At 57.8% G+C, this 21,050-nt stretch carries 17 protein-coding genes; 1 reads left to right on the forward strand and 16 read right to left on the reverse strand.

What is annotated here, in order from left to right:
- Positions 1-64 precede the first annotated feature (64 nt).
- The 3 genes from HMPREF9623_RS03470 to HMPREF9623_RS03480 are packed head-to-tail and all read right to left on the reverse strand — an operon-like array spanning position 65 to position 3,911.
- Positions 65-1,915 carry an ATP-dependent helicase gene (locus tag HMPREF9623_RS03470; RefSeq protein WP_040799614.1) on the reverse strand — a complete coding sequence of 617 codons (1,851 nt, stop codon included), beginning with the start codon at positions 1,913-1,915 and terminating at the stop codon, positions 65-67.
- Positions 1,896-3,353 (reverse strand): glutamate--tRNA ligase, encoded by a 1,458-nt coding sequence (gltX, locus tag HMPREF9623_RS03475; protein ID WP_009532510.1) that lies wholly within the window; start codon positions 3,351-3,353, stop codon positions 1,896-1,898. Before gltX ends, HMPREF9623_RS03470 begins: the two co-directional genes overlap by 20 nt.
- Positions 3,354-3,398: 45 nt before the next feature.
- Positions 3,399-3,911 carry a low molecular weight protein-tyrosine-phosphatase gene (locus HMPREF9623_RS03480; RefSeq protein ID WP_009532511.1) on the reverse strand — a complete coding sequence of 171 codons (513 nt, stop codon included), beginning with the start codon at positions 3,909-3,911 and terminating at the stop codon, positions 3,399-3,401.
- Between the two features lie 121 nt (positions 3,912-4,032).
- Here HMPREF9623_RS03480 and HMPREF9623_RS03485 point away from each other — a divergent pair, with 121 nt between their 5' ends.
- Positions 4,033-4,674, forward strand: coding sequence for a hypothetical protein (locus tag HMPREF9623_RS03485; protein ID WP_009532512.1), 642 nt, complete (start codon positions 4,033-4,035; stop codon positions 4,672-4,674).
- Here the strand turns inward: HMPREF9623_RS03485 and essC are convergent.
- From essC to HMPREF9623_RS03550, 13 genes are all read right to left on the reverse strand, one after another.
- Entirely contained in the window at positions 4,666-8,856 is a 4,191-nt protein-coding gene (gene essC, locus HMPREF9623_RS03490) for a type VII secretion protein EssC (RefSeq protein ID WP_009532513.1), read from the reverse strand. The genes HMPREF9623_RS03485 and essC overlap by 9 nt on opposite strands.
- The gene (locus tag HMPREF9623_RS03495) at positions 8,828-9,958 is read right to left on the reverse strand and encodes a type VII secretion protein EssB/YukC (RefSeq protein ID WP_009532514.1); all 1,131 of its coding nucleotides are present in this window, start codon (positions 9,956-9,958) and stop codon (positions 8,828-8,830) included. Before HMPREF9623_RS03495 ends, essC begins: the two co-directional genes overlap by 29 nt.
- 9 nt (positions 9,959-9,967) lie before the next feature.
- Positions 9,968-10,210, reverse strand: coding sequence for a hypothetical protein (locus HMPREF9623_RS03500; RefSeq protein WP_009532515.1), 243 nt, complete (start codon positions 10,208-10,210; stop codon positions 9,968-9,970).
- A complete protein-coding gene (locus HMPREF9623_RS03505) occupies positions 10,207-11,931 on the reverse strand; it encodes a hypothetical protein (RefSeq protein ID WP_009532516.1) in 1,725 nt (574 codons plus the stop codon). The genes HMPREF9623_RS03500 and HMPREF9623_RS03505 overlap by 4 nt, the downstream gene beginning before the upstream one ends.
- A 60-nt stretch (positions 11,932-11,991) precedes the next feature.
- Complete coding sequence (locus HMPREF9623_RS03510; protein WP_009532517.1) at positions 11,992-12,285, reverse strand: WXG100 family type VII secretion target; 294 nt, start codon at positions 12,283-12,285, stop codon at positions 11,992-11,994.
- A 120-nt stretch (positions 12,286-12,405) separates the two neighbouring features.
- Positions 12,406-12,873 carry a hypothetical protein gene (locus HMPREF9623_RS03515; RefSeq protein ID WP_009532518.1) on the reverse strand — a complete coding sequence of 156 codons (468 nt, stop codon included), beginning with the start codon at positions 12,871-12,873 and terminating at the stop codon, positions 12,406-12,408.
- A gap of 262 nt (positions 12,874-13,135) precedes the next feature.
- Positions 13,136-14,026 carry an RsiV family protein gene (locus tag HMPREF9623_RS03520; RefSeq protein ID WP_009532519.1) on the reverse strand — a complete coding sequence of 297 codons (891 nt, stop codon included), beginning with the start codon at positions 14,024-14,026 and terminating at the stop codon, positions 13,136-13,138.
- A complete protein-coding gene (locus HMPREF9623_RS03525) occupies positions 14,023-14,583 on the reverse strand; it encodes an RNA polymerase sigma factor (RefSeq protein ID WP_009532520.1) in 561 nt (186 codons plus the stop codon). Before HMPREF9623_RS03525 ends, HMPREF9623_RS03520 begins: the two co-directional genes overlap by 4 nt.
- A gap of 223 nt (positions 14,584-14,806) precedes the next feature.
- A complete protein-coding gene (locus HMPREF9623_RS03530; RefSeq protein WP_009532521.1) occupies positions 14,807-15,754 on the reverse strand; it encodes a D-2-hydroxyacid dehydrogenase in 948 nt (315 codons plus the stop codon).
- Positions 15,755-15,846: 92 nt separating this feature from the next.
- Positions 15,847-17,211 carry an NADP-specific glutamate dehydrogenase gene (gene gdhA / locus HMPREF9623_RS03535; RefSeq protein ID WP_009532522.1) on the reverse strand — a complete coding sequence of 455 codons (1,365 nt, stop codon included), beginning with the start codon at positions 17,209-17,211 and terminating at the stop codon, positions 15,847-15,849.
- Between the two features lie 198 nt (positions 17,212-17,409).
- Positions 17,410-18,633 (reverse strand): sodium/glutamate symporter, encoded by a 1,224-nt coding sequence (gltS, locus tag HMPREF9623_RS03540; protein WP_009532523.1) that lies wholly within the window; start codon positions 18,631-18,633, stop codon positions 17,410-17,412.
- A gap of 134 nt (positions 18,634-18,767) precedes the next feature.
- A complete protein-coding gene (locus HMPREF9623_RS03545) occupies positions 18,768-19,619 on the reverse strand; it encodes a DNA-binding domain-containing protein (protein ID WP_009532524.1) in 852 nt (283 codons plus the stop codon).
- On the reverse strand, positions 19,603-20,988 hold the full coding sequence (locus HMPREF9623_RS03550) for a sensor histidine kinase (protein ID WP_009532525.1): 1,386 nt from the start codon (positions 20,986-20,988) through the stop codon (positions 19,603-19,605). Before HMPREF9623_RS03550 ends, HMPREF9623_RS03545 begins: the two co-directional genes overlap by 17 nt.
- Positions 20,989-21,050: the final 62 nt, after the last annotated feature.

Raw genomic sequence — 21,050 nt, forward strand, 5'->3', positions numbered from 1 at the left:
CCTCACTCTCAGAAAGGTTTGAATATCTCTGTTCTGCTACTATAGCGGACAGTTGCCCGCTCTGTCAATGCGACTCGTACTCCCGCACAAAACGGCTCTCCTCCGCCTTTCGGTGAAAACGGGTCTTACAGGTCAGAATCCGCAGTTCATCCCTGGCGCGCGTCATCGCGACATAGAACATGCGCCGCTCCTCTTCCAGTTCCTCCCGGCTGTTCGCCTTGCGGTGCGGCACGATGCCCTCGTTCACATCGAGGAGAAACACAGTCGGAAATTCGAGTCCCTTGGAGGCATGGTAGGTCATGAGTTGCACTTCGTCGCCCGCTTCCGTCCGCTTGCTCCGCGCCTTACAAGCCGCTGAAAATGCTGTCCCGTCGGCCTGCCAGGCGCTGACCGTCGGAAAACCCTCTGCGGAGGCCTCGATTTCCTCCAGAATATCAAAGAGCTCCTCGGCCTCGATCTCCCGCTCCTCCGCATACTGCTTTAAAAAGTTGTCGTAGCCGATCTCCGTGCGGATGTAGACGATGGCCTCGGACGGGCGCATGCGCCCGAGACGCCGGAGCTCTCCGGCAAACTTTCCGAGCCGCTCGTCCATCCAGTGCTCGCCGCTTTTTTCGTAGTGGCGCCTTAGGCCTGCGAGACTCTCGCCCTCCATGCGCACGGCCTCGCGGCGGATGTAGCGGTTCGGCCGGTTCATGATGCGGAGCAGGTCACCCGGTTCCGCCCGGTCTCTGGCAAGGCGCAGATAGGCGAGAAGGTCCCGCGCAATCCAGTGCTCGTTCAGATCCGGCAACATCTCCCGCATGCGAAACGGGATGTTCTCCTGGTAGAGACGCCGCGCGAGAAGGCGCGGTTGCAGGTTCGTCCGGTAGAGGACCGCGATGCTGTCGTAGCGCGCGCCGCCGCGCACCAGTTCCCGGATCTCTCTGATCAGATAGTCCGCCTCCGCGTGCGGCGTCGGACAGACAACGGTGTTCACCGGCTTGCCTGACGGGCGCGCTGCCGTGATTTCCTTCGGGAAGCGGGTCTTATTCCGCTGAATCAATCGCCCCGCCGTCTTCACAATCTCCGGTGTCGAGCGGTAATTGATATTCAGAACGACCCTGGACGCCTTCGGATAATCCCTCTCAAAATGGAGCATAATCTCCGGCGCCGCACCGCGAAAGCGGTAAATCGACTGATCGTCATCTCCGACAATCATCAGATTCTCCCGCTTTCCGGCGAGCATGCGAACCACTTCGTACTGCAGACGGTTGATGTCCTGAAACTCATCCACCAAAATCCAGGCGTAGCGCTCGGAGAGAGCCTCACGGATGTCCGCCCGCTCTTTGAGGAGCTCATAGCACATCCGGAGCATATCCTCGTAGTCGATTTTCCGGAGTTCCGCGAGCCCGCGCTCATAGGCGCGGTACACTTCCCGAAACTGTTCCGCCGGACAGCTCACCGAATAGTAGTGCGAAAGTTCGGCTCTCTCTTCCTTGACGAGCGCTATTTCCGAGAGCACATTCTGCACCAGACTGCGGAAATCACCGCTCTCCGTCTTTTTCTGCCGGAGCACGGCAGAGACCAGGGCACGCTGCTCCTCCTCGCCGATAACCTGATCCGCCTGATAGCCGTAGGCGGTTCGCAGAATGCGGAAAAAGAAGGCGTGAAAGGTCCCGAACGAGACGCCCGTCCGCTCCCTGCCGCACAGTTTCCGGTAACGCTCCTCCATCTCCCGCGCCGCGGCGCGCGAAAAGGTCAACACCAGGACGGACTGCGGCGCCACGCCGCGCTCTTCGGTCAGAAAACGGACGCGCTGCGTGAGCACAAAGGTCTTCCCCGATCCCGGCCCCGCAATGACAAGAAGCGGTCCCTCCCCGTGGGTGACCGCTTCTCGCTGCGCAGGATTTAAATTGTCATGCTTCGCTGCTGCCAAGTTTTTTCTGTCCCTCTCTGAGCCGCGCAAGCGACTCCTCTTTGCCGAGTACATCCATAATTTCGGTTGCGCCCGCCGGTGTCATGAGCTTGCCGGAGAGTGCAATGCGGAGCGGCCACATGACGAGGCCGGTCTTATAGCCCTTCTCCTCGCCGTAAGCCTTTAAGAGCGCAAAGAGCGTGTCGTTATTCCAGTCCGAAAGTGCCTCGAGGCGCGGCAATACCTCCGCGAGAATCTCGCGCGAGCTGTCCGCGGTCGACTTTGACTTTTTATTCACAAAGAGCTCGGTCTCATAAGCCGGAACGGCATTGAAGAAGTCCACCATCTCCCGGATGTCGAGGAAGGTCTCGACGCGCGTTCTGACCATCTCCGCGATTTTCTTTAAGTCCAGAGGCTTCGTCACATACTCCTTCAGATACTTCTCACCGCGCCGGTAGAACTCTTCGGGCGCCATTGCCTTAAAGTATTCGCCGTTCATCCAGCGGAGCTTGGTCATATCAAAGACCGCCGGCGACTTCGAGATGCGGCGGTAATCGAAGACCTTTGCGAGCTCTTCGAGGCTGAAAATCTCCCGATCGCCCTCGGGCGACCAGCCGAGCAGCGCGACAAAATTCACGACCGCCTCGCTCACGAAGCCCTGCTCGATCAAATCCTCGAAGGAGGCGTGGCCGCTCCGCTTCGAGAGCTTCTGGTGCTGCTCGTTTGTAATGGTCGGGCAGTGCACATAGACCGGCACCTCCCAGCCGAAGGCCTCGTAGAGGCGGTTGTACTTCGGCGAGGACGAGAGATATTCCTGCCCGCGCACCACATGCGTGATTTCCATCAGGTGGTCATCGACGACATTCGCAAAATTATAGGTCGGGAAACCGTCGGACTTGATTAAGACCATGTCGTCGAGTTCCGCATTGTCCACCGTAATATCGCCGTAAATTTCATCGTGGAAGGTCGTGGTGCCGGTCCGCGGGTTGTTCTGTCGAATCACAAAGGGTTCACCCGCCGCAAGCCGCCGCTCCACCTCTTCTTTCGGCAGCGAGAGGCAGTGCTTGTCATACTGCATGATGACTTCGCCGTTCACGGTCTTTTTCAGAGAGTCCAGACGCGCCTGGTCACAGAAGCAGTAGTAGGCCTCGCCCTTCTCGACGAGCTGCTTCGCGTATTGCATATAAATGCCCGCACGCATGCGCTCACTCTGCACATAGGGGCCGTAGCCCTTATCCTTGTCCGGTCCCTCATCGTGCAAAAGACCGGTTTCCTCGAGCGTGCGGTAAATAATCTCGGTCGCACCCTCGACAAATCTGCCCTGGTCGGTGTCCTCGATGCGGAGAATGAAGGTACCGTCCGCGTGCTTGGCAATGAGATACGCATAGAGTGCTGTCCGCAAGTTTCCGACATGCATGCGCCCGGTGGGACTCGGCGCATATCTGGTTCTGATTTTCATGTTGAACTCTCCCTTCGCTCTGCTCGGCGCAGCTTTTCACTTATTTTAGCACGCTGTGTTTCCCCCCGCAATCGGTCTTACACCCGCTTCGCCGAGCGCCCGCAGTAAGCCCTCGCAGCCCGCCGTAATCTGATCGGCGCAAGTGACAAAATCGCCGGTATACCAGGGATCCGCAATCTCCGCCTTTTCTTCCGCTTTCTCTGCAAAGGGGAGCAGCAATCTGAGTTTTCCCTCCGGATCTTTGCGGAGGATGCGCTCGGCATCTCGCAGATTTCTCTCTTCCATACAAATCAGATAATCGTAATTCGCATAGTCCGCTCTCTTTAACAGAACCGCCCGCTTCTCTCCGCAGGGAATGCCGCGCCGCTTTAATTCCGCCTTTGCGGCCGGATACATCGGATTTCCGATGTCACAGATAATTTCCTCGCTGCTTGTCGCGGCCGAAGCACACAGAACCTGCTCCTCGACACCGGCTTTTTTCACGAGATCCCGCATAATAAATTCAGCCATGGGGCTGCGACATATATTTCCCAGACAGATAAATAAAATCCTCTTCATAACACACTCCAAACTGCAGGCAGACCTTGTTCCGCGCCAAAAAATCGAGTATGATTCTATCATAGGAGCACTGTAAGAATTGTTAAGTTTCCACCGCATTTTTTTGAAAGGAGTCCTGAATATGAAGAAAAAATTAATCCTCGCTTTGACGCTCTCCCTCTCCCTCTTCGCAGTCGCCTGCGGCGGCAAAAAAGACCCCGGCACCGCGGAGAGCAGTGCAGTCTCTTCGGCAGCCGAAAGTTCCGTATCGGCAAATTCCGCAGCCGGGAGCGAAAGCGGCGCTGCAGCCGCGTCCGACGCCGCAGACGGCAGTCAGGCGGTCACTGTGGCGCCGGATGCGGCCATGGCGACCGCCTTCCGCGCGCTCAAGAAAGATATGAGCTACGCCGAGGTCGAAAAGCTCTTCGGCCGCGCCGGAACCGCCGGTGCCGCAAAGGGCAGCTACAACTGGACGAGCGAAGACGGCGCCGGAATTGTCACCGTCGCATTTGAGAGCGACCATCTGACCAATTACTCCCAGGTCGGCGTCATTGTCGACAAGAGTGCGAAGGCGACCATGGACGCTTACAACCGGCTGAAACCCGAGATGAGCTATGACGAGGCCAAGGAGCTGCTCGGCGGCGACGGCGTCCCGGTCAGCACGAGTTACATTGCCGGTCAGGTCATTTCGTCTTACACCTGGACCGACCCGGACGGTCTCTCCTTTGCGCTGACCTTCTCGAACGACAAGCTCTCCGCAATGAACACCAACCGCTCACAGTAAAGATAACGCGAGCGGGATCTGAATTTCCGAGACCTGCCCCTTTGCAATGAGAAGTGCGATTTCAACGCGCGGCGGCTTTGGCCGGTAGCCGGATACCCGAAACACAGTCTGCTCATCGGGCGGTCCGAAGACCACTCCGGACTGTGCCTCTTTCAATAACTTGCTCACGCCGTCGTAACTGCTGAACCGGGGGCTCGCGGCTGTTGCAACAATCGCAATTCCGACCTCCATTGCCGCGCGGAGCAGATTCTCCCACCAGGCTGTCTTCGACTGGCAGAGGGTCGAAAAACGCTCGGCCCCGTCAATCCAGAGCGCGAGTTCCTTTTCCTGTCTGAAATACTCCCGCATGCGCAGGGTCTTCCCACTGTTTTCGTAGGAAGCCCTGCGCTGTTTGATTTCTTCCTCGAGACGGTCGCCGAGTGCTGCGAGACTCGCGGCATCGTCCGCGTAGTGCGCATCGCCCTCTTTTGCGAGCGGATAGAGATCGCCGCCGCAATCGATCACATAGCTCTGTCCCGCATAGGCCGCATGGAGCAACAGCAACAGATTGGTCTTTCCGCACTGCGCCCTTCCGAGAATCAGGTTGAGATTGCCGTAGAGGCAGAGGGTGCGCGGTGAAACCTCCGCTGTGTCAAGTCCCGCCGCATACGAAAACGGCTGCCGGACGGCCGCATAGCGCTCCCAAAGCAGATTCGGCGTCAGCACTTCCGGCATCACGGCGAGCGGCGTCGGCCGCCAGCCTCTCGTCTCGCGCGCGCAGGCTTCGCAGCGCGCCCGGATTGCCGTGTCATAGTCCTTTTTCTCCGCCGCGCTCGCCCGGTAACATTGCAGGAAATGGATACCGTCTCGCTGTACCAGCGCCCGGCCTTTGATTTCGGGGAGTTTCAACGGACTCCGACCGACCGCCTCGGCCGCCTCGGAGGGATCCAGCAGGAAAAGCGCAATCTTATCCTTGATATGATTTAAGAGCGAATAGCGCAACGCGCCGGGTCTGGTCGCCGTGAGCGCCATATAAATACCGACCGCCGCGCCGTCCCGCGCGAGCTGCATAAAAAAGGGTTCCAGTTCCGGCTCAAGCTCCTTGACCGCGTCGAAGTGATCCAGAAAGATGACAATCGCTGTCTCCTGTCCCGTCGCCTCGCTAAGTTTTCGCCGCTTTACCTCGGCCGTCAAAAGTGCCATGAGCTTTTTTCGCTTTTCCGTCTCATCAAAGTTCAGATAATCCGCGACATGCGGCAAGCCCCGCACGAGCGACAGGGCGCCCGCGCCGAAATCCAGAAGATAGAAGTAAACGCTCGACGGCGGGTAGCGCTCCGCGAGCGCAATGGCAGCAGTCTGCAAGACCGTGCTCTTTCCCATTCCGCCCGCGCCGAAGACTGCGAAATTGCCGTCCCGCCGGAAGTCGTGCGTGCAGATCTCTGTGCGCTGCTCTTCCGGAATGTCCGCACAGCCGAGCGGAAACGCGAGACTTTCCGTCTCATCCGCTGCGCCGCTCTCCGCCGCCGGCAGTTCCAGCATGGTCGGGAGCGGCGGCAGCCATAACTTTTCCGGCAGCTTCAGCGTTCCGGCAGCGGCAACTCGACAAATCTCCCGAAGCACCGCGCCGAGTTCGCTCAGCTCTTCGCGCTCCGCTGTCTCGCCGCGCCCTGCGCGGCACAGAAGTTCCCGCTGTCCGCGCGCCGTCCGCCGGTAAATCCGCCGGTCGGCAGCCTCGCCTGCGCGCCGGTAGGCAGCACCGCTGTAAGCCGACTGGAAGAGTTCGTAGAGCTCATTGTTGCCGACCTGGAGATAAGCCCGGCCGGGCTTGGTGAGTTGCGCGGCGTCCCCGGTCTTTAGCATCTCCTTGCTGTCCGCCTCGGTCTGCACCTTGAGCGCTATCTTGCAACGCGCATTGCTCCAGATCTGCTCGTTGACCACACCCGAGGGCTTCTGCGTCGCAAGGATCAGATGAACGCCGAGGCTTCGCCCGACGCGGGCGGTCGAGATCAGTTCCGCCATAAACTCCGGCTGCTCAGCCTTTAATTCGGCGAACTCATCGGCAATCAGAAAGAGATGCGGCAGCGGTACCCCGGTTCGCCCCGCGCGGCAAGCCTCTCCGTAGTCGTCAATGTGATTGACGCCGAGTTCCCGGAAGAGCCGCTGTCTTCTCGCGAGTTCGCTCTTCACCGCGACCAGCGCGCGGTAGCTGTCGCTCCCGTCCAGATTTGTGATGGTGCCGAGCAGGTGCGGAAGCTCCGCAAAGAGATTTGCCATGCCGCCGCCCTTGTAGTCGATCAAGAGAAAGCCCACTTCCTCCGGCGAGAACTGCAGGGCGAGAGAGAGAATCAGGCTCTGTAAGAGCTCCGACTTGCCGGAGCCCGTGGTACCGGCGACCAGCGCATGCGGACCGTGCGCGCTCTCATGGAGATCTAGGCAGACTGTCTCCGCTGCCGTGCGCACCCCGAGCGGCGCCGCGAGCCCGTCAGCCGCCCGGTTTTTCTTCCAGCGCGCCGCAATCCGCAGGTCCTCCGGACTCTGTGCGCTAAAGAGCTCGAGGAAACCGAGTTTATCCGGCAGTTCCTCGCTCGTATCCCGGCGATGAAACAGCCCCGCGAGACGGCGCGCCGCACGCTCGATAGCCGCGGCATCCGGAAGCTCGAGTCGCAAGCGCTCCGTCGCGATCAGACCGTTTCTGAGACAGAGCAAGCCTTCTCCGCCGCCCTCGACCGAGACTATGGTCTTTACACTCTCCGGCAGCTGTTCCCGCCGCTCGGCACAGTAAATCAGCGAAATGCCGAGTTCCGGCGAAGCTTCGCCTAAATAGGACAGGAGACTGTGCCCCGCGAGCAGGCTCGCATCCTCTGCGACCAGCAGATACTGCGGCAAAAAATATCCGCTTTTCTTTTCCTCCCCCGCCTTTCGTTTTCTCTCCTTGATTTGCTGCAAAAGACCGCCGAGCACGGTCTCGGCCTCCTGCGTGTAGGACAGAATGCCGCTACACCGAAAATCCTTTCCCTCGAACTGCGGACACCAGGAAAAGGCGCTCCGCAGCGCGCTGTCCGCCGCTTTGCAGAGCAGAATAATCGAGAGATCCCGGTAACTCTGAAAAAAGCAGAGCCGGAACAGATAATTCGATAGCACTGCGCGGCACAGTTCCGGCGCGCCGAGGATACCGAGCTGGGACTCCCTGAGATTCACAAATACCGGCATATCCGGTAAAGTTTCAAATTCCCGCTTTAGGGCGAGCGCCTCGAGGCAGAGCGGATCCCGCTCCCGCCTGGTCTCCTGTTCCGAAAACCGTATGGCATAGGGCGCCGCCTGCCGCTGCCGCCCGAGCACGAGGCACATGAAATCCGCATCCCGGGGACTGCGCTCATAAATTCGCGGCGCATAGCGCTCTGCCATCAAAAGCAGTTCCCGGGTCTCCGGCGCCGTCAGCCGGGCGGCCTGTATACTCTGTTCCCGAAGCGAAAAGAAACGCTTCTGCATGCGAAGCAAATAGGCCGCATAGCCCTCCGCTCTCTCCGCCATGCGCGCTTTGGCGGCCTTTTTCCCCTGCAATAGCGCGATGACGGCAAAGCAGACCGTGAGCAACACGGTGCCGCCGCTCAGCGCAAACATCGAGGCGCGCCCCAGCGCAAAGGCCGTGCCACCCATCACAAGCACTGTGCCGAGCGGCATCAGGAGGCGACGAAGCTGCTCGCCCCGCTGTACTTCCGGGAGGTTCTCGGGACGCAAAAGCTCAATGCTCTTTTGCATCGGCGGCGGCAGGCGCCGCGGCGATCGGTCATAGAGCGGAAACTCGGGCGGGAGCTTCGGCTCGGCGAGGCAAGGCGGGAGCGAGCACAAAACGCCCTTGCCGCAGAGAAGTAAAGTATCGCCCCGGTAGCAGAGCAGCACAGTTCCGAAAAAGAGCTTGTCCCCCATCTCGAGCCGCACGCTCCCCGCCTCCAGCTTTCTGCCGTTCCGGTAGACCTCGCCGCGGTAAAGCGAAAATTCTCCTTCCGGGGAGAGCACGGCAAAGAGTTCTTTCTCCGGAAAGATCAGTCGGCAGGGCGCACTGTCCCCGAAGAAAACTTTCTCCCGCGGCAAATAGTAAGACTGCTCGTCGGACAACACGGTGAGAAGAGACGCCCCTTCCTGTTGCAGCGGCGCCGGTGTCTCCAGAATCAACTCATTCCGCAGGTACAGATAGCGTTTCATTCGTCTCCTCCTGTTCCGGCTGCATCTTTTTCCGGAGTGTCTCGATTTCCGCTTCGATGCGCCGTTCCTCTGCCTCTTTCTCCTGCCCGCTCTTTGTGCGGTCCCCGGCGAGCATGCTCTCTTCTTTTAACAACGCATAGAGCTGCATCTCCGAGTCGCCGCGCCGTTTTGCCGCATCGAGCGCCTCGGGAAAGCGGTTCTGTCCGATGTAAATCCAGAACCGCAGTGTCTCCTCATCGCTCTTTGGGTGCAGCCCCGCCAGAATATGCTCGCGCTGCTCGGGAGTAAGCCCCTCCGTAAAGATGCTCGCGCGCGCCAGCATATATCTGCCTTCCGCCGAGAGTTCTCCGGGCTTCACCCCGCGGAGCGCCTCTCCGACCGCGAGATAGTCCTCTCGGAGATAGGCCTCTGCCGCCGCAATCAATCGCTCCGCCTTCCGGAATCGAATGCGATACCAGTAAAAGAAACTGCCCGCGAGTGCCAGCAGGGAGATGCTCAGCAACGGAAGTGCAATGCGACTCAGAAGAAGACGCTGCCGCGAGACTTGCACCGTTTTCTCCCGGCGTCTTTTTTTCCGGCTCTCCCACTGCGCCGAAAAATAAGCCGAGAGTTCCTTCGAATCGGTCTGCCGCGCGAGTCCCGAGAGCTGCTTTTCCGCCCGGAACAGCCGCTCGCCGCCAGCCAAAAAGTCCTCATAGGTATGGCGTTTCGAGAGCAGCGAGGCCGCCAGCGCCCGGTAAGCGCGAACGAAGTCTTCTTTCGTATCCTCTTCGGCCACCGCATCCCGCACCAGAATGCGCGGGCACAAATTCCGGTCAAAGACCAGATTGTCCGGAGACAGTGCAAAGTAATAGTGCGCACGAGCGGCTTCGAGCGCAGCACAGTTGGCGAGCAGGCGGAATTTCTCCTCTGTCTCCAGTGCCGCAGCCGCCGCAAAGTCCTGCCAGTCCTCGTCCGTCACAAAGCAAAAGAAAAATCCGTTTTCCGCCTCCTCTATCTCGCAGGGACAAAAGAGAGGATTGCTCACGGCGAGCAATCCTCTCTTTTCTCTCTCCGCGCGAGACTCTGCATTCCGGATAAAAATGCGTCTTGTCGCGTCCATCTCTCCTCCTCAGATCAGTTCGAGTGCATCTCCGCTCGCAATGCGGGCTGTTGCAAAGGACTGCGCGGTGCAGAGGACTTCACGGCAGAGGCGCGAGCGCACATAGCAGCAGTCCGCCGCCTGTCGGCTGAAAATCCCCTTGGCCGCAAGACGCTCAAGCGTCTCCTGTATCATGAGACCGTCATCCAGAATCAGCGTCTCCTCCCGCGTCTCCTCCCGCACCGTAATCATAATCTCCATCGTGATTTTCAACCCTTTCGCCGCGCATAAAAGCTCATGCCGCAACCGGAAAGCAGTGAGAGAAGCGCTACCGTTACCTGCCAGGGTTGTAACCGTCCCGCTGTCTTTCCTGTGCGCTCCGGCGGTTTCGGCACTGTGTTCACTGTCACTGTCGGAACATCTCCCGGCTTTTCTTCCCGCAGTGCAAGCGGTGCCGCCATCTTCTCATAACTCTCCTTATTCGGCAGACTGCCGTTTCGTGTATGCGGCAGCTTCTTCGAAAAACTTCCGAACAGGCGCTCGTTTTCCGTCGCGCCCGCGCCGAGTTTTTCCTGCAGGCCGCCGACCGCCGCCTTGACGCGCGACTCGCTGTCCTGTTCCGCCGTCGTAAACGCGCGATACAGCGCTTCGCTGTACTGCATGGCGCGCTGCTTGGCCTCGCGCTGTTCCCGATCTGCCTCGCGTATGCTGTTCTGTAGCTGCTCCCGCTCCTGCCGCACTGCCTCGCGCTGCGCACTACGGCGCGCTCTGCTGTCGGCCTCTGTCTGCTCGGCCGAGAAGATTGCGTTCGAAAATGTTTCGCTCTCCCGCCGTATTTCCGTGAGTGTCGTCTCCCGCCGCTGTCGCATGGCCGCAACCATATCGTTTGCGACAATTTGTTTCATCGTCTCCTCGGGGAAGGCTGTCTCCTGTGTGAGTTCACCCTCCAGCGCATGGAGCGCGTCGCGCGTCGCATCCGAAGCGCTCGCAAGCCGATTCCGCTCCTCGCGCCAGAAGCTCACATCCTCTCGAGACAGCGCCTCCGAGGGACTCGCCAGAAAAACAGCATTTGACGCAGAGGCCGTCCGCGAAAGGAAGTTCGTCGTATGCATCACACCGGCATTGGAATTGCTCGCGAGCTTTTCCGTGAGCTGACCGCGACTCTCTTCGATCCGAGCGCGGTAGAGCGAAAGCTGCTCCTGTAATTTCTGCTCCCCCGCCTCGCCGATGGCCTCCAGCGCGACACCCTCTTCCGCAAGTTCTTCCATGCGCTTTTCGAGCTGTTCCCGCTCATCCAGCAGACGCGTCAGGAGGCGCGCCTCCTGCTCGCTCTCGGCGAGCAGCGCATCGTATGCGCGACGGGTGAGTTCGGCTTTTTGAAACGGCGCCGTTTCTTCCGGGCGCTCCGGCAGCTCTGCGTGTTGTATCCACTGCTCGCTTCCGAGCCCCTTGACATGCTTAAGCTCCTCCGCCTGATTTCGGAGCGCCGTCTGCACGGCATCCTGTGCCCCGTGAAATTCACCGAGCACCGCGTGAAAGTAGAGGTAGACGATATTCTGATTCATCCGCTCGCCGAAACTGTCGAGACGCCGCTGCAACTCTGCCCGCTCGCTCTGCGGCAGCTCCGCGGAGAGGCGATACCGCACCGTCGCCTGCTCCGGATGGCGGGAGATGCTGTCAACCTTCTCGGAGAAGTCTCCGGGAATCACGAGATACGCCGCATAATAACCGCTCCGCACACCGCTCTCCGCCTCCGGCATGCTCACAGAGACAAAGTCGGTATCCGGAAACTCCATCGCATCGGCCGCATAGTAAAGATGCTTTTCGCCGCGTCGTATGCCGTTATCCAGATTGACCACCGCAATCCGCCGGCTGTACTGTGCCGCACGGACAGGCGTCGGCGCTGCCCGGCTCTGTAACCCCGTATAGCCGCTGCCCATCGCAAATCCCGACAGAAAAAAAGCCACCATGGCCGCATACAGGCTTTTTTGCATAGGCTCACCTCCCTCGAAAAAGAGAGAGGGCGGCTGCCCTCTCTCCCGCCTCACAGTCTGTCAGGATGAAAATTTCCGTGCCATTTCGCTGTCCAGTCTCTCGGTCGCCTCTGCCACGCCGTCACACTGTCTGGCAATGCTCTCGATGAGTTCGCCCATCTCGTTAAACGAAGGACGCAGCGACTCAAACTGTGCGGCGAACTGTCGGCTCGCCTCGCCTTCCCACTCATCCTGCAACGTCGTGATGAGATTGCTCATGGTCTGAATAACCTGTTCAAAGTTTCCTTTGGCTGTGCGAAACTCGGTTGCTCTGCCGTGCATGGTTTCCGGTGTGACGCGAATCTGACCTGCCATTTGTTAACTCCTCTCATTGGTGCGGTTAGTGGTTACAGCACAATACTACCAACTTTACAAACATAAGTCAAGTCACTTCGTATATTTAATTTACTATATCCCTCGCTATATCAGTGCTTTTTAGCGGTTTTTATATTCATTTTGTAAGTTCTCTCTCGCAAATTCTTCTTTTTTCACGGCGCTCTGTCTATGGTGCCCGGCTCTATGTAGCTGCCGGAGGCCAAAGAAGAAGCAGAGGAGTGCAAATCCGGCGAGGGCGAACCCGGGGAACCTGTTTTCTGCCTCTCCCCTTGCGGCTATCCGCACATAGCTGACCGTGCGCGGCGCAGCAAAAAGCCCCGCCGCTTCGCTCCTCTTTTGCAGCTCTGCCTGCCGGGATGATGCCGTCTCCGGCAAAAAGCAGAGTCCCTGCAACAGAGATTCCCGCTCTGCTGCCTTTGCGGCCTGTCTCGCTTCCCGCTGTTTGTCCGAAGCCTCGGTAAAGAGCGGGAGGTCCGGACAGCGATCGGTATACGCCTGCGCTGCCTCATAGTCCCGCTCCCGCAGATGCTGCGGATCCAGCTGCAATGCTTCCGGCTGCTCACCCATCCTTTGTTCTCCTCTCCGAATTTTGTGCGACCTCCGCGATGCTATAGTTATACTTTATTTTATTTTGTTATCATTTTCAAGTTATATATGTACTTTTAGTTCATGGTTTTTGCGCAACAAAAAAGCGGCTCCGGCCGCTTTTTTGCAAATGAATAGAGCGCTCGGGGGAGAGCGCTCTATTTCTCTTGGGGGTTGTGCTTCTCATTTGTTGCATGATACAACGATTGTCTTTCTTACTGGCATGTCCTCCTTTCTCTCGGATTTACATTGCGAGACCCGACAAATTTTCGGGCATCACAAATTGTAGGCTTCCTTCCGACATCGGCGCAACTTCGCCTTCATCAAAACAGATGACCAGACGGCCTTCGCTGTTCACATAGAAATTCTGGTCCTTCTTGATTTCCTTAAAATCGTCCTCCGGAATATCCGAACTCAGGAAGAAAACTTTTCCGGAATCTCCGGTCATTTCCGCCTGCATCTGCCGCTTGACTTCCTCACTCAGCGTCTTCACATAATCGCTGCCCGGCGCGAACAGGTCACTGAGTTGCATCAGCTTCCCGTCGCTCTTTCGAATTGTAAAATACCGGTTTGCCTCCGCGCTGTCGGCATTCTGCCGGACTTGCGTCAAACAGACCGAATACCACGCGTCGCTGTCGGTCACAACTTGGGTCGAGATCTCCAGATTCGAGTACCCTTCACGCCCCATTTCCTCCCGGAACGCGGCAACCTGCTCCTCCGTGATGCGCTGTATTTCCGCATTCACTTCCTCGGCACTCTTTTCCGCGCGGACAGCCTGTGTGCCGCTCTGGCTCTCCGGCTGGATTTCTCCGACCTGCACGGTCGCGGTGTGCCCGCCCTCTGCGAGCGTATAGTCGCGCACCGTCACCAGACGGAAGTAGGCACCGGCAATCGGCAGACTCTGCAGGGCGTAGGCGGTCGTGCGGTTTAAGTTCGGCAGCACCGCGCTAATCAGCGCGAGGCTCGCCGCAACGCCGAGTATCGAGCGAAACCGGTGGCGCCTGATCGGCCGCACCTTGCTCTCATCCGCGGAGATTTCCCTCTGTTCCGGCAGTTGTAACGGCTGCTCCGCAGCCTCCTCTATCCAGTCCTCCGAGATATTGGCAACCGCCTCCATGATGTCCTGACTCCTCAAAGAAATTCCTCCTCTCTCAAGACAAGTGCCAGATTTTTGCGAATCCGATATAGACTCACCTTCACGGCACTCTCGCTCATACCCTGTCGAAGCGCGATTTCCTGAATCGAATCGGTATAGAAGTAGCGCCGCACGAAGAGAATCCGTTGCGTCTTTGGGAGCTTTTCCAGAAAGCGGTCAATGCAGGCCGCGAGGCGGTTTTTGTCCGCCGCCTCCTCGGTGCTTTCGCCGGTCGGGAGTACGTCCTCATCGAGCTCATCCAATGCAAGCTGATACTGCTCGCTGCAACGTTTCTCTGCATGCTGTTTCCGAAACAGGCTGAGTGCCAGATTTTTGACAATCCGGCTCAGATACGCGCGGAAATACTTCGGCTTTTCCGGCGGGATGCTGTTCCACGCCCGAAGCCAGGTGTCATTCAGACACTCTTCCACGTCTTCTCGCGAGGAGAGCACCGCACCCGCCACCTTGGAAAGATAGCGCCCGTACGCAGCTTCCGTCTCCTGTATTGCCCTCTGATCCCGCTGCTCATAGAGCGCGAGTAATTCCTGTTCCGTCATGCAAACTTCCCCCGTTTTGCTTCTCTATAAGATAAGACGCAAGCGTCCCCCGATTGGTTACTTCATTTTAGCATTTTTTTGAGATTTTTTTTGCGTATCACTTTCTCACCCTGCCGCTTTCCGAACCTGCCCTTGCTGTCTGTGACGCTTTCTGTCGGCCAAACGCAAGACAGCTGCCCGCACATGCGGACAGCTGTCTCGTCTGTAAAACTCGTATGGACTCTTACTTGAGGTTCATAACCTCTTTGACCTTCTCGATGATGTGGAGGCCGATGTCTCTCGACGCGTCGACCGTCTGCGCTCCGATGTGGGGGCTGATGACAAAGTTGTCGCAGGAGAAGAGCGGACTCTGGAACTCGTCGTTGCCGCTGAGACCGCTGCCTGCGAGCTCGTTCTCCATAACGTCGGCAGCGTAACCGCCGATTCTGCCCGCGCAGAGTGCCTCGTACATATCCTGCTCGTTGACGATGCCGCCGCGGCTCATGTTGAGCACGACTGCGCCGTCCTTCATCTCTGCGATCGACTTCTTATTGAAGAGATCCTTGGTCTCCGGGGTCAGCGGAATGTGCAGGGAGATGAAGTCCGACACCTTGATCAGCTCGTCGATGCCCATGCCCTTTGCGCCCTCGCGCTCAAAGTCCTCGGGCTTCAGGAACGGATCGTAAGCGACAATCGTCATGCCGAAAGCCTTTGCGAGCTCGGCGACACGGCGGCCGATGCGGCCGAAGCCCATCACGCCGAGGGTCTTGCCGCGCAGCTCTCTGCCGACATACTTGTACTTATCCCAGATGTGGTTGACCTTGACGTCCTGGTTTGCCGGAATCGTGTGACGGGAGATGTCGAGCATCTTGGAGATTGTAAGCTCCGCAACCGCATTTGCGTTGAGACCCGGTGCGTTGAAGACCTGAATGCCCTTCTCCTTCGCATACTCGAGATCAACATGGTTCAGACCGACTGCGCAGACGCCGATTGCCTTCAGGTTCTTTGCGGCATCCAGAACATCGCGGTCAATCTTCGGATCGACGCGCATGATGAGCACATCCGCATCCGCAATCTCGCGAATCATCTCTTCCTTGGAGAGCGGCTTCCCGTCGGAAGTCTTAACATCCATGAACTTCTTCAGCTCCTCGGCAATGCCGGGATACACAGCGTCTGTAATCAGGCACTTCATCGCTACTTTCCTCCTATTTGTACAAAAACAGTTTCTTAGAAAAAAGCGACCGGAATTTGCGTTCCGGTCGCCTCAGTCTTGTTTGGTTTAACTTACAGTGCGCGACCCTGCTTAATCATAGCGTCCGCAACCTTCTCGAATCCGACAAGGTTAGCACCTGCAACGAGGTCGTAGCCGAGGCCGTAGCGCTCAGCTGCAGCTGCGGAACCATCGTGGATGCCCTTCATGATCTTGTGCAGCCACTTGTCAACTTCCTCTCCGTCCCAGAAGAGTCTCTCGGAGTTCTGAGACATCTCAAGTGCGGAGACAGAGACACCGCCTGCGTTGACTGCCTTGGACGGAGCAACGATCATGTTCTTCTGCTCAAGGAGATACTTCAGAGCCTCGTTCGTGGTCGGCATGTTAGCAACTTCGATGTAGTACTTAATGCCGTTAGCGACAATCTTCTTAGCCTCGTCGAGGTCAACGTCGTTCTGCGTTGCGCACGGCATCACGATATCGACATCCTTCTGACCCCACGGCTTCTGGCCTGCGAAGAACTGAACACCGAACTTGTCAGCGTAATCCTGGACCTTGTTGCGGCCGGAAGCTCTCATCTCAAGCATGAAGTCAATCTTCTCCTTGGTCGTAACGCCGTCCGGATCGTAGACATAGCCGTCCGGGCCGGACAGGGTGACAGCCTTAGCGCCGAGCTCAGCGAGCTTGGTTGCAACGCCCCATGCGACGTTACCGAAGCCTGCCAGAGCAACTCTCTTGCCCTTAATCTCATCCTTCTCGTGCTTCAGAACCTCCTCGAGGTAGTAGACAGCACCGAAGCCGGTAGCTTCCGGACGGAATGCGGAGCCGCCGAACAGCGGGTCCTTGCCCGACAGAGCGCCGTTTGCATAGGAGGAGGTCAGTCTTCTCCAAGCGCCGAACATGTAGCCGATCTCACGGCCGCCGACACCGAGGTCGCCTGCCGGGCAGTCGACATCCGGTCCGATGAAGCGGAACAGGCCTTCCATGAAGGAACGGCAGAATCTCTGAATCTCGGCATCACTCTTGCCGTTCGGATCGAAGTCGGAACCACCCTTAGCGCCGCCGATCGGAAGCGTGGTGAGCGAATCCTTAAAGGTCTGCTCGAAGCCGAGGAACTTAATGATGGAAAGGTTTACGTTCGGAGCGAAACGAAGACCGCCCTTGTAGGGTCCGATCACGCTCGAGAACTGGACGCGGTAGCCGCGGTTCACGTGCATGTTGCCCTTATCATCCTCCCACGGAACGCGGAACATGATGACACGCTCCGGCTCGACCATTCTCTCGAGAATAGCGTTCTTCTCATACTCCGGATGAGCATCGACCAGCGGGCTCAGCGAAGAGAAAACCTCCTCGACCGTCTGGCAGAATTCCGGCTCGTGCGAATTCTTCGCCTTAACCTCAGCAATGACTCTCTCAATGTACGGATTCAACTTGCTCATGTCACTTTCCTCCTATAGAAAATAAGATGATACAAACAATTATGTGGCAGGTTTTCCATATATTACCCACTCACGATGAAACCATTGTAACACTTTTCCTGAATCTTGGCTATCAGTCTTCCCGAATTGGTTATTGTAGATAGCGATAGGCGGCCTATACCGGGTTATATGCCGACCGGCTTGCAAAAAACGTACAGCTTACAGATGGAAGAAGCTCGTCAGGAAACCTGCGAAGCCCGTGATAATCAGACCGTTTACGAAGTCGATGAAGAGCGAACCGACCAGCGGCACAATCATGAACGCGACCGGTGCCGGACCGTAGATGTTCGTGATTGCCTGCATGTTTGCCATTGCGTTCGGGGTTGCACCCATACCGAAACCGCAGAAACCGGACGAAATGGTAGCAGCATCGTAGTCTCTGCCCATGACATTGAAGACCACGATCGATGCGTAGAACCACATGACGACAGTCTCAATCAGCAGAATGACAATCATCGGAACCGCGAGGTCCACGAGCTGCCAGAGCTTCAGGTTGCACATTGCGAGTGCAAGGAAGAGAGACAGGCAGACATTGCCGAGCGCATTCATCTCGCCCATCGGCATCTTGACGCCGCGCGCCTCCTGAATGTTGCGGATGATGGCACCGACGATCATCGCGCCGATGTAAGCCGGCATCGTCAGGACCTTGCCGATGAAGAAGGAGACCACAGTTCCCGCGCCGACCGCGACGACAATGTAGAGCGCTGCGTTCAGGACATTGTCCTCATCGAGCGCTGCGGTGTCCGCGGAGACATCGACCGTTGTGGTCGGATGTGCTTCCTTCGCGCCGTCGGCATTCAGGCCCTTCGACTTTAAGCCGAACTTCTTAATCTTACCGTACGCGATCGGGCCACCCATCATGCAGCCCGAAATCAGGCCGTAGGTTGCGGCTGCGACTGCGACCGTCGTCGCATTTGCGACGCCGAGATTCTCGAGGAAGGGACCCCAGGAACCTGCAGTTCCGTGGCCGCCGACCAGCGGGATCGAACCCATCGCGAGACCGATGCGCGGGTCAAGGCCGAAGGCCTTTGCGCCGATCGCGCCGACCAGATCCTGAATCACGCACATCGCCGCGGAAATACCGAGGAACAAAATGACGCCGATACCGCCCTTTTTCAGCATACCGAAGGCCGCCATATATCCGACCGAGCAGAAGAATGCGGTCATGAAGACCTTCTGCAGGGTGACATCCATGTCGAACTCCATGATGCCGGTGCCGCGGAGCACCGCGTGCACGATAGCGAAGACAAGTCCGCCGACGACCGGTGCCGGAATACAGTAGCGACGGAGAAACTCAATCCGCGCGACCAATTCGCGGCCGATGAGCAGCATGATGACTGCGATTGCAAGCGCCTGATACATATCAAGCTTTACTGTTTGCATAGAAACCTCCTTTTCCCCCTGTCGGCACGGTGCGGGTTCTTACCCGGTCCTTCCGCCCATGCCGATAACCGATATCTATATTATAAAATAGAGCTTCAAGAAGTTTCAAGAAGTTTCACAAATTCCGTTCAAATTCAACTATCCTGTTCGGCGAGCTGCATAAGGCTTTCGATGAATTTCTTAATAGATGGCTTTCCGCCATAGTCTTTTTTACCACGAATCAGATCCATCTCCGCGCGCACTTCCTCAAAGCGGAAGAGCGTGCTGCCGTAACGCGTAAAGCTCTCGTTCAAAAAATCCTCGAGTCCGAGGTGCGCGAGGTTCGTAAGACCGACCGCAATCGCACGGCGCATGCGCTGTTCCATGCTCTTCGGATTGTCCGAGAGCTCGGAGCAGAGCTCCCGAATACTCTCCTGTTGCAGCGACTTCTGCTCCCGCTTCACAAAGAGGCAGAGATTCAGGATGTCCGCGCTTCCCTTCTCGCCCGCCATGCCGACACTTGCGAGTATGTTGTTGATTTTCCGCCGGCTCTCCTCATCCGTGTCCTGCGGCACTGCCTGCTGACCCGAAAACAGCACGCGGCGCAGCGCCTCTATGGTTCTCTCGTTTTCGAGCTGCCGCACGACGGTGCCGATGACCGCGCGAAGCTCCACAATATTGATCGGCTTATTCAAAAAGAAATCAATCCCCGCGTCATAGGCCTTTGCGATCATGTCCTTCTGCGTGACCTGGGAGAGCATGATGCATTTGGCGCGGCAGCCCTTCTCGCGGAGACGGCGCACGAGTTCGGCGCCGTCTTGCCCGGGCATCAGGAAGTCAATCAGAATCAAATCCGGCTGCAGCGCCGCAATCTGCAGCGCATCGCCGCCGTCATCCTCGGAGCTGCCGACCACTTCTCCGAGTCCCTGGTCCTCAATAAAATCGCGGAGGGTATCGATCACGCCGACGTCATCCTCCGCGATATAAATTCTAAGTTCTCTCTCCATGAACAGCCCTCTCCTCTTCCGTATATGCGATTGCTTCTGCCGGAATTTTCACGGAGAAGCAGGTGTTACCGGGCTCCGAGCGCACCGCTATGGTGCCGCCGAAATGTTCCTCCACCATGTTTTTGACACCGGCGAGTCCCACGCCGCGGTAGATGTTGCCGGTCCGCTCGTCGAACTTGGTGGAATAGCCGAGGCGGAAAATCTTGTCCAGTTTGCGCGGCAAGATTCCCGGACCGTTGTCCGAGACCGCGAAGAGATAACAGCCGTCCGCCTGCCGCTCCGACACCGTAATCGTGCCGCGCCTGCTGTCGCCCTCGATGGCCTCAATCGCATTGCCGACCAGATTTTTGAACACCGTCATCAGCGCATAGTGTTCCCGTGTCAGGAAATCGTCTCGGCAATCGTAAATCAGCCGGATATCGAGCTGCTTCTCGCGGATCACCCCGTTCGAGGTCGCATCCAGAATTTCCATGAGCTCACGAAAGCAGATGTGGTCCTCGTCGTACTCATTTTCCGCGGTCTCCTCAAGCCCTCTGATGATGCGGAGATAGTCCTTCTTGATTTCGTGGACATCGCGGGCGATGTCCAGCGCGCGGCGCTGCATCTCCTCGGGCAGTGCTTGGGCGCGGAGCTCCTCCGAGAGGTGATAGGCATTGCCCATGACCCGCTCGATTTCCTCGGAATTTTTCCGCATCAGATAGAGTTCGCTCTTTAACCCCGTGATCATCAGGAAGAGTCGCTGATAGCGGCTCTCCTGCTCATGCCTGACTTGTAGTTCCCGGTACTGCCGATCCATGACCAGCGCGAGAAGTACGAGCCCCGCGCGGAGCAGCGCAATCGGAAACAGCACAAACAGAGCCCGCTCCGCATTGACCGCCGTGCCGAGCAACAGTGCGCGGAGCAAAAGTTCGGCGACATTCGCGAGCAGATCGCAGAAAAACACCGCTGTGACGACCCGCGGCAAGGTCGTGATGCGCTTATTCGGAATCTGCAGGCGGAATAAAATCCCGTAGCAGACATAGAACAGCGCACCCGGAAGTTGCTGGCAAATGCGGCTGCCCGTGTAGCCGTGACTCCCGACGGCTACCAGTACGCGGAACAAAAAGACAATGAGCGCCGTAAACCCACAGACCGAGAGACTGTGTATCTGTGCTCCCATGGTCATCAGGAGGACCGGCAAGAGCACGACCGCAATCGAGATGCGGAAATCACTGCTGATCACATTAAAATAAAATTGAGAGAGCAGCGCGACCGTCGCGCCGATCAGAGCACTGCGGCGCACCGGATGAAATTCCAGCGGTCGTCTGAAAAGCCCCCTGTCCATCTGCCTCGTCTGTCCGACCACCCGGTTCTCCCGTTTTTCCCGCACGCGCTACACCTCTCTTTCCCGCATAGTATAGCATTTTATGTTATACTGGTCACACCAAAGCG

This window comes from Stomatobaculum longum (genome assembly GCA_000242235.1).
In the GTDB taxonomy this organism is placed as follows: domain Bacteria; phylum Bacillota; class Clostridia; order Lachnospirales; family Lachnospiraceae; genus Moryella; species Moryella longum.

What these genes read in the sequence shown, in the direction of transcription:
- gltX (WP_009532510.1), bottom strand. Translation starts at nt 3,353, where the DNA reads ATGAAAATCAGAACCAGATATGCGCCGAGTCCCACCGGGCGCATGCAT.
- HMPREF9623_RS03480 (WP_009532511.1), bottom strand. Translation starts at nt 3,911, where the DNA reads ATGAAGAGGATTTTATTTATCTGTCTGGGAAATATATGTCGCAGCCCC.
- HMPREF9623_RS03485 (WP_009532512.1), top strand. Translation starts at nt 4,033, where the DNA reads ATGAAGAAAAAATTAATCCTCGCTTTGACGCTCTCCCTCTCCCTCTTC.
- essC (WP_009532513.1), bottom strand. Translation starts at nt 8,856, where the DNA reads ATGAAACGCTATCTGTACCTGCGGAATGAGTTGATTCTGGAGACACCG.
- HMPREF9623_RS03495 (WP_009532514.1), bottom strand. Translation starts at nt 9,958, where the DNA reads ATGGACGCGACAAGACGCATTTTTATCCGGAATGCAGAGTCTCGCGCG.
- HMPREF9623_RS03505 (WP_009532516.1), bottom strand. Translation starts at nt 11,931, where the DNA reads ATGCAAAAAAGCCTGTATGCGGCCATGGTGGCTTTTTTTCTGTCGGGA.
- HMPREF9623_RS03510 (WP_009532517.1), bottom strand. Translation starts at nt 12,285, where the DNA reads ATGGCAGGTCAGATTCGCGTCACACCGGAAACCATGCACGGCAGAGCA.
- HMPREF9623_RS03515 (WP_009532518.1), bottom strand. Translation starts at nt 12,873, where the DNA reads ATGGGTGAGCAGCCGGAAGCATTGCAGCTGGATCCGCAGCATCTGCGG.
- HMPREF9623_RS03525 (WP_009532520.1), bottom strand. Translation starts at nt 14,583, where the DNA reads ATGACGGAACAGGAATTACTCGCGCTCTATGAGCAGCGGGATCAGAGG.
- HMPREF9623_RS03530 (WP_009532521.1), bottom strand. Translation starts at nt 15,754, where the DNA reads ATGAAGTGCCTGATTACAGACGCTGTGTATCCCGGCATTGCCGAGGAG.
- gdhA (WP_009532522.1), bottom strand. Translation starts at nt 17,211, where the DNA reads ATGAGCAAGTTGAATCCGTACATTGAGAGAGTCATTGCTGAGGTTAAG.
- gltS (WP_009532523.1), bottom strand. Translation starts at nt 18,633, where the DNA reads ATGCAAACAGTAAAGCTTGATATGTATCAGGCGCTTGCAATCGCAGTC.
- HMPREF9623_RS03545 (WP_009532524.1), bottom strand. Translation starts at nt 19,619, where the DNA reads ATGGAGAGAGAACTTAGAATTTATATCGCGGAGGATGACGTCGGCGTG.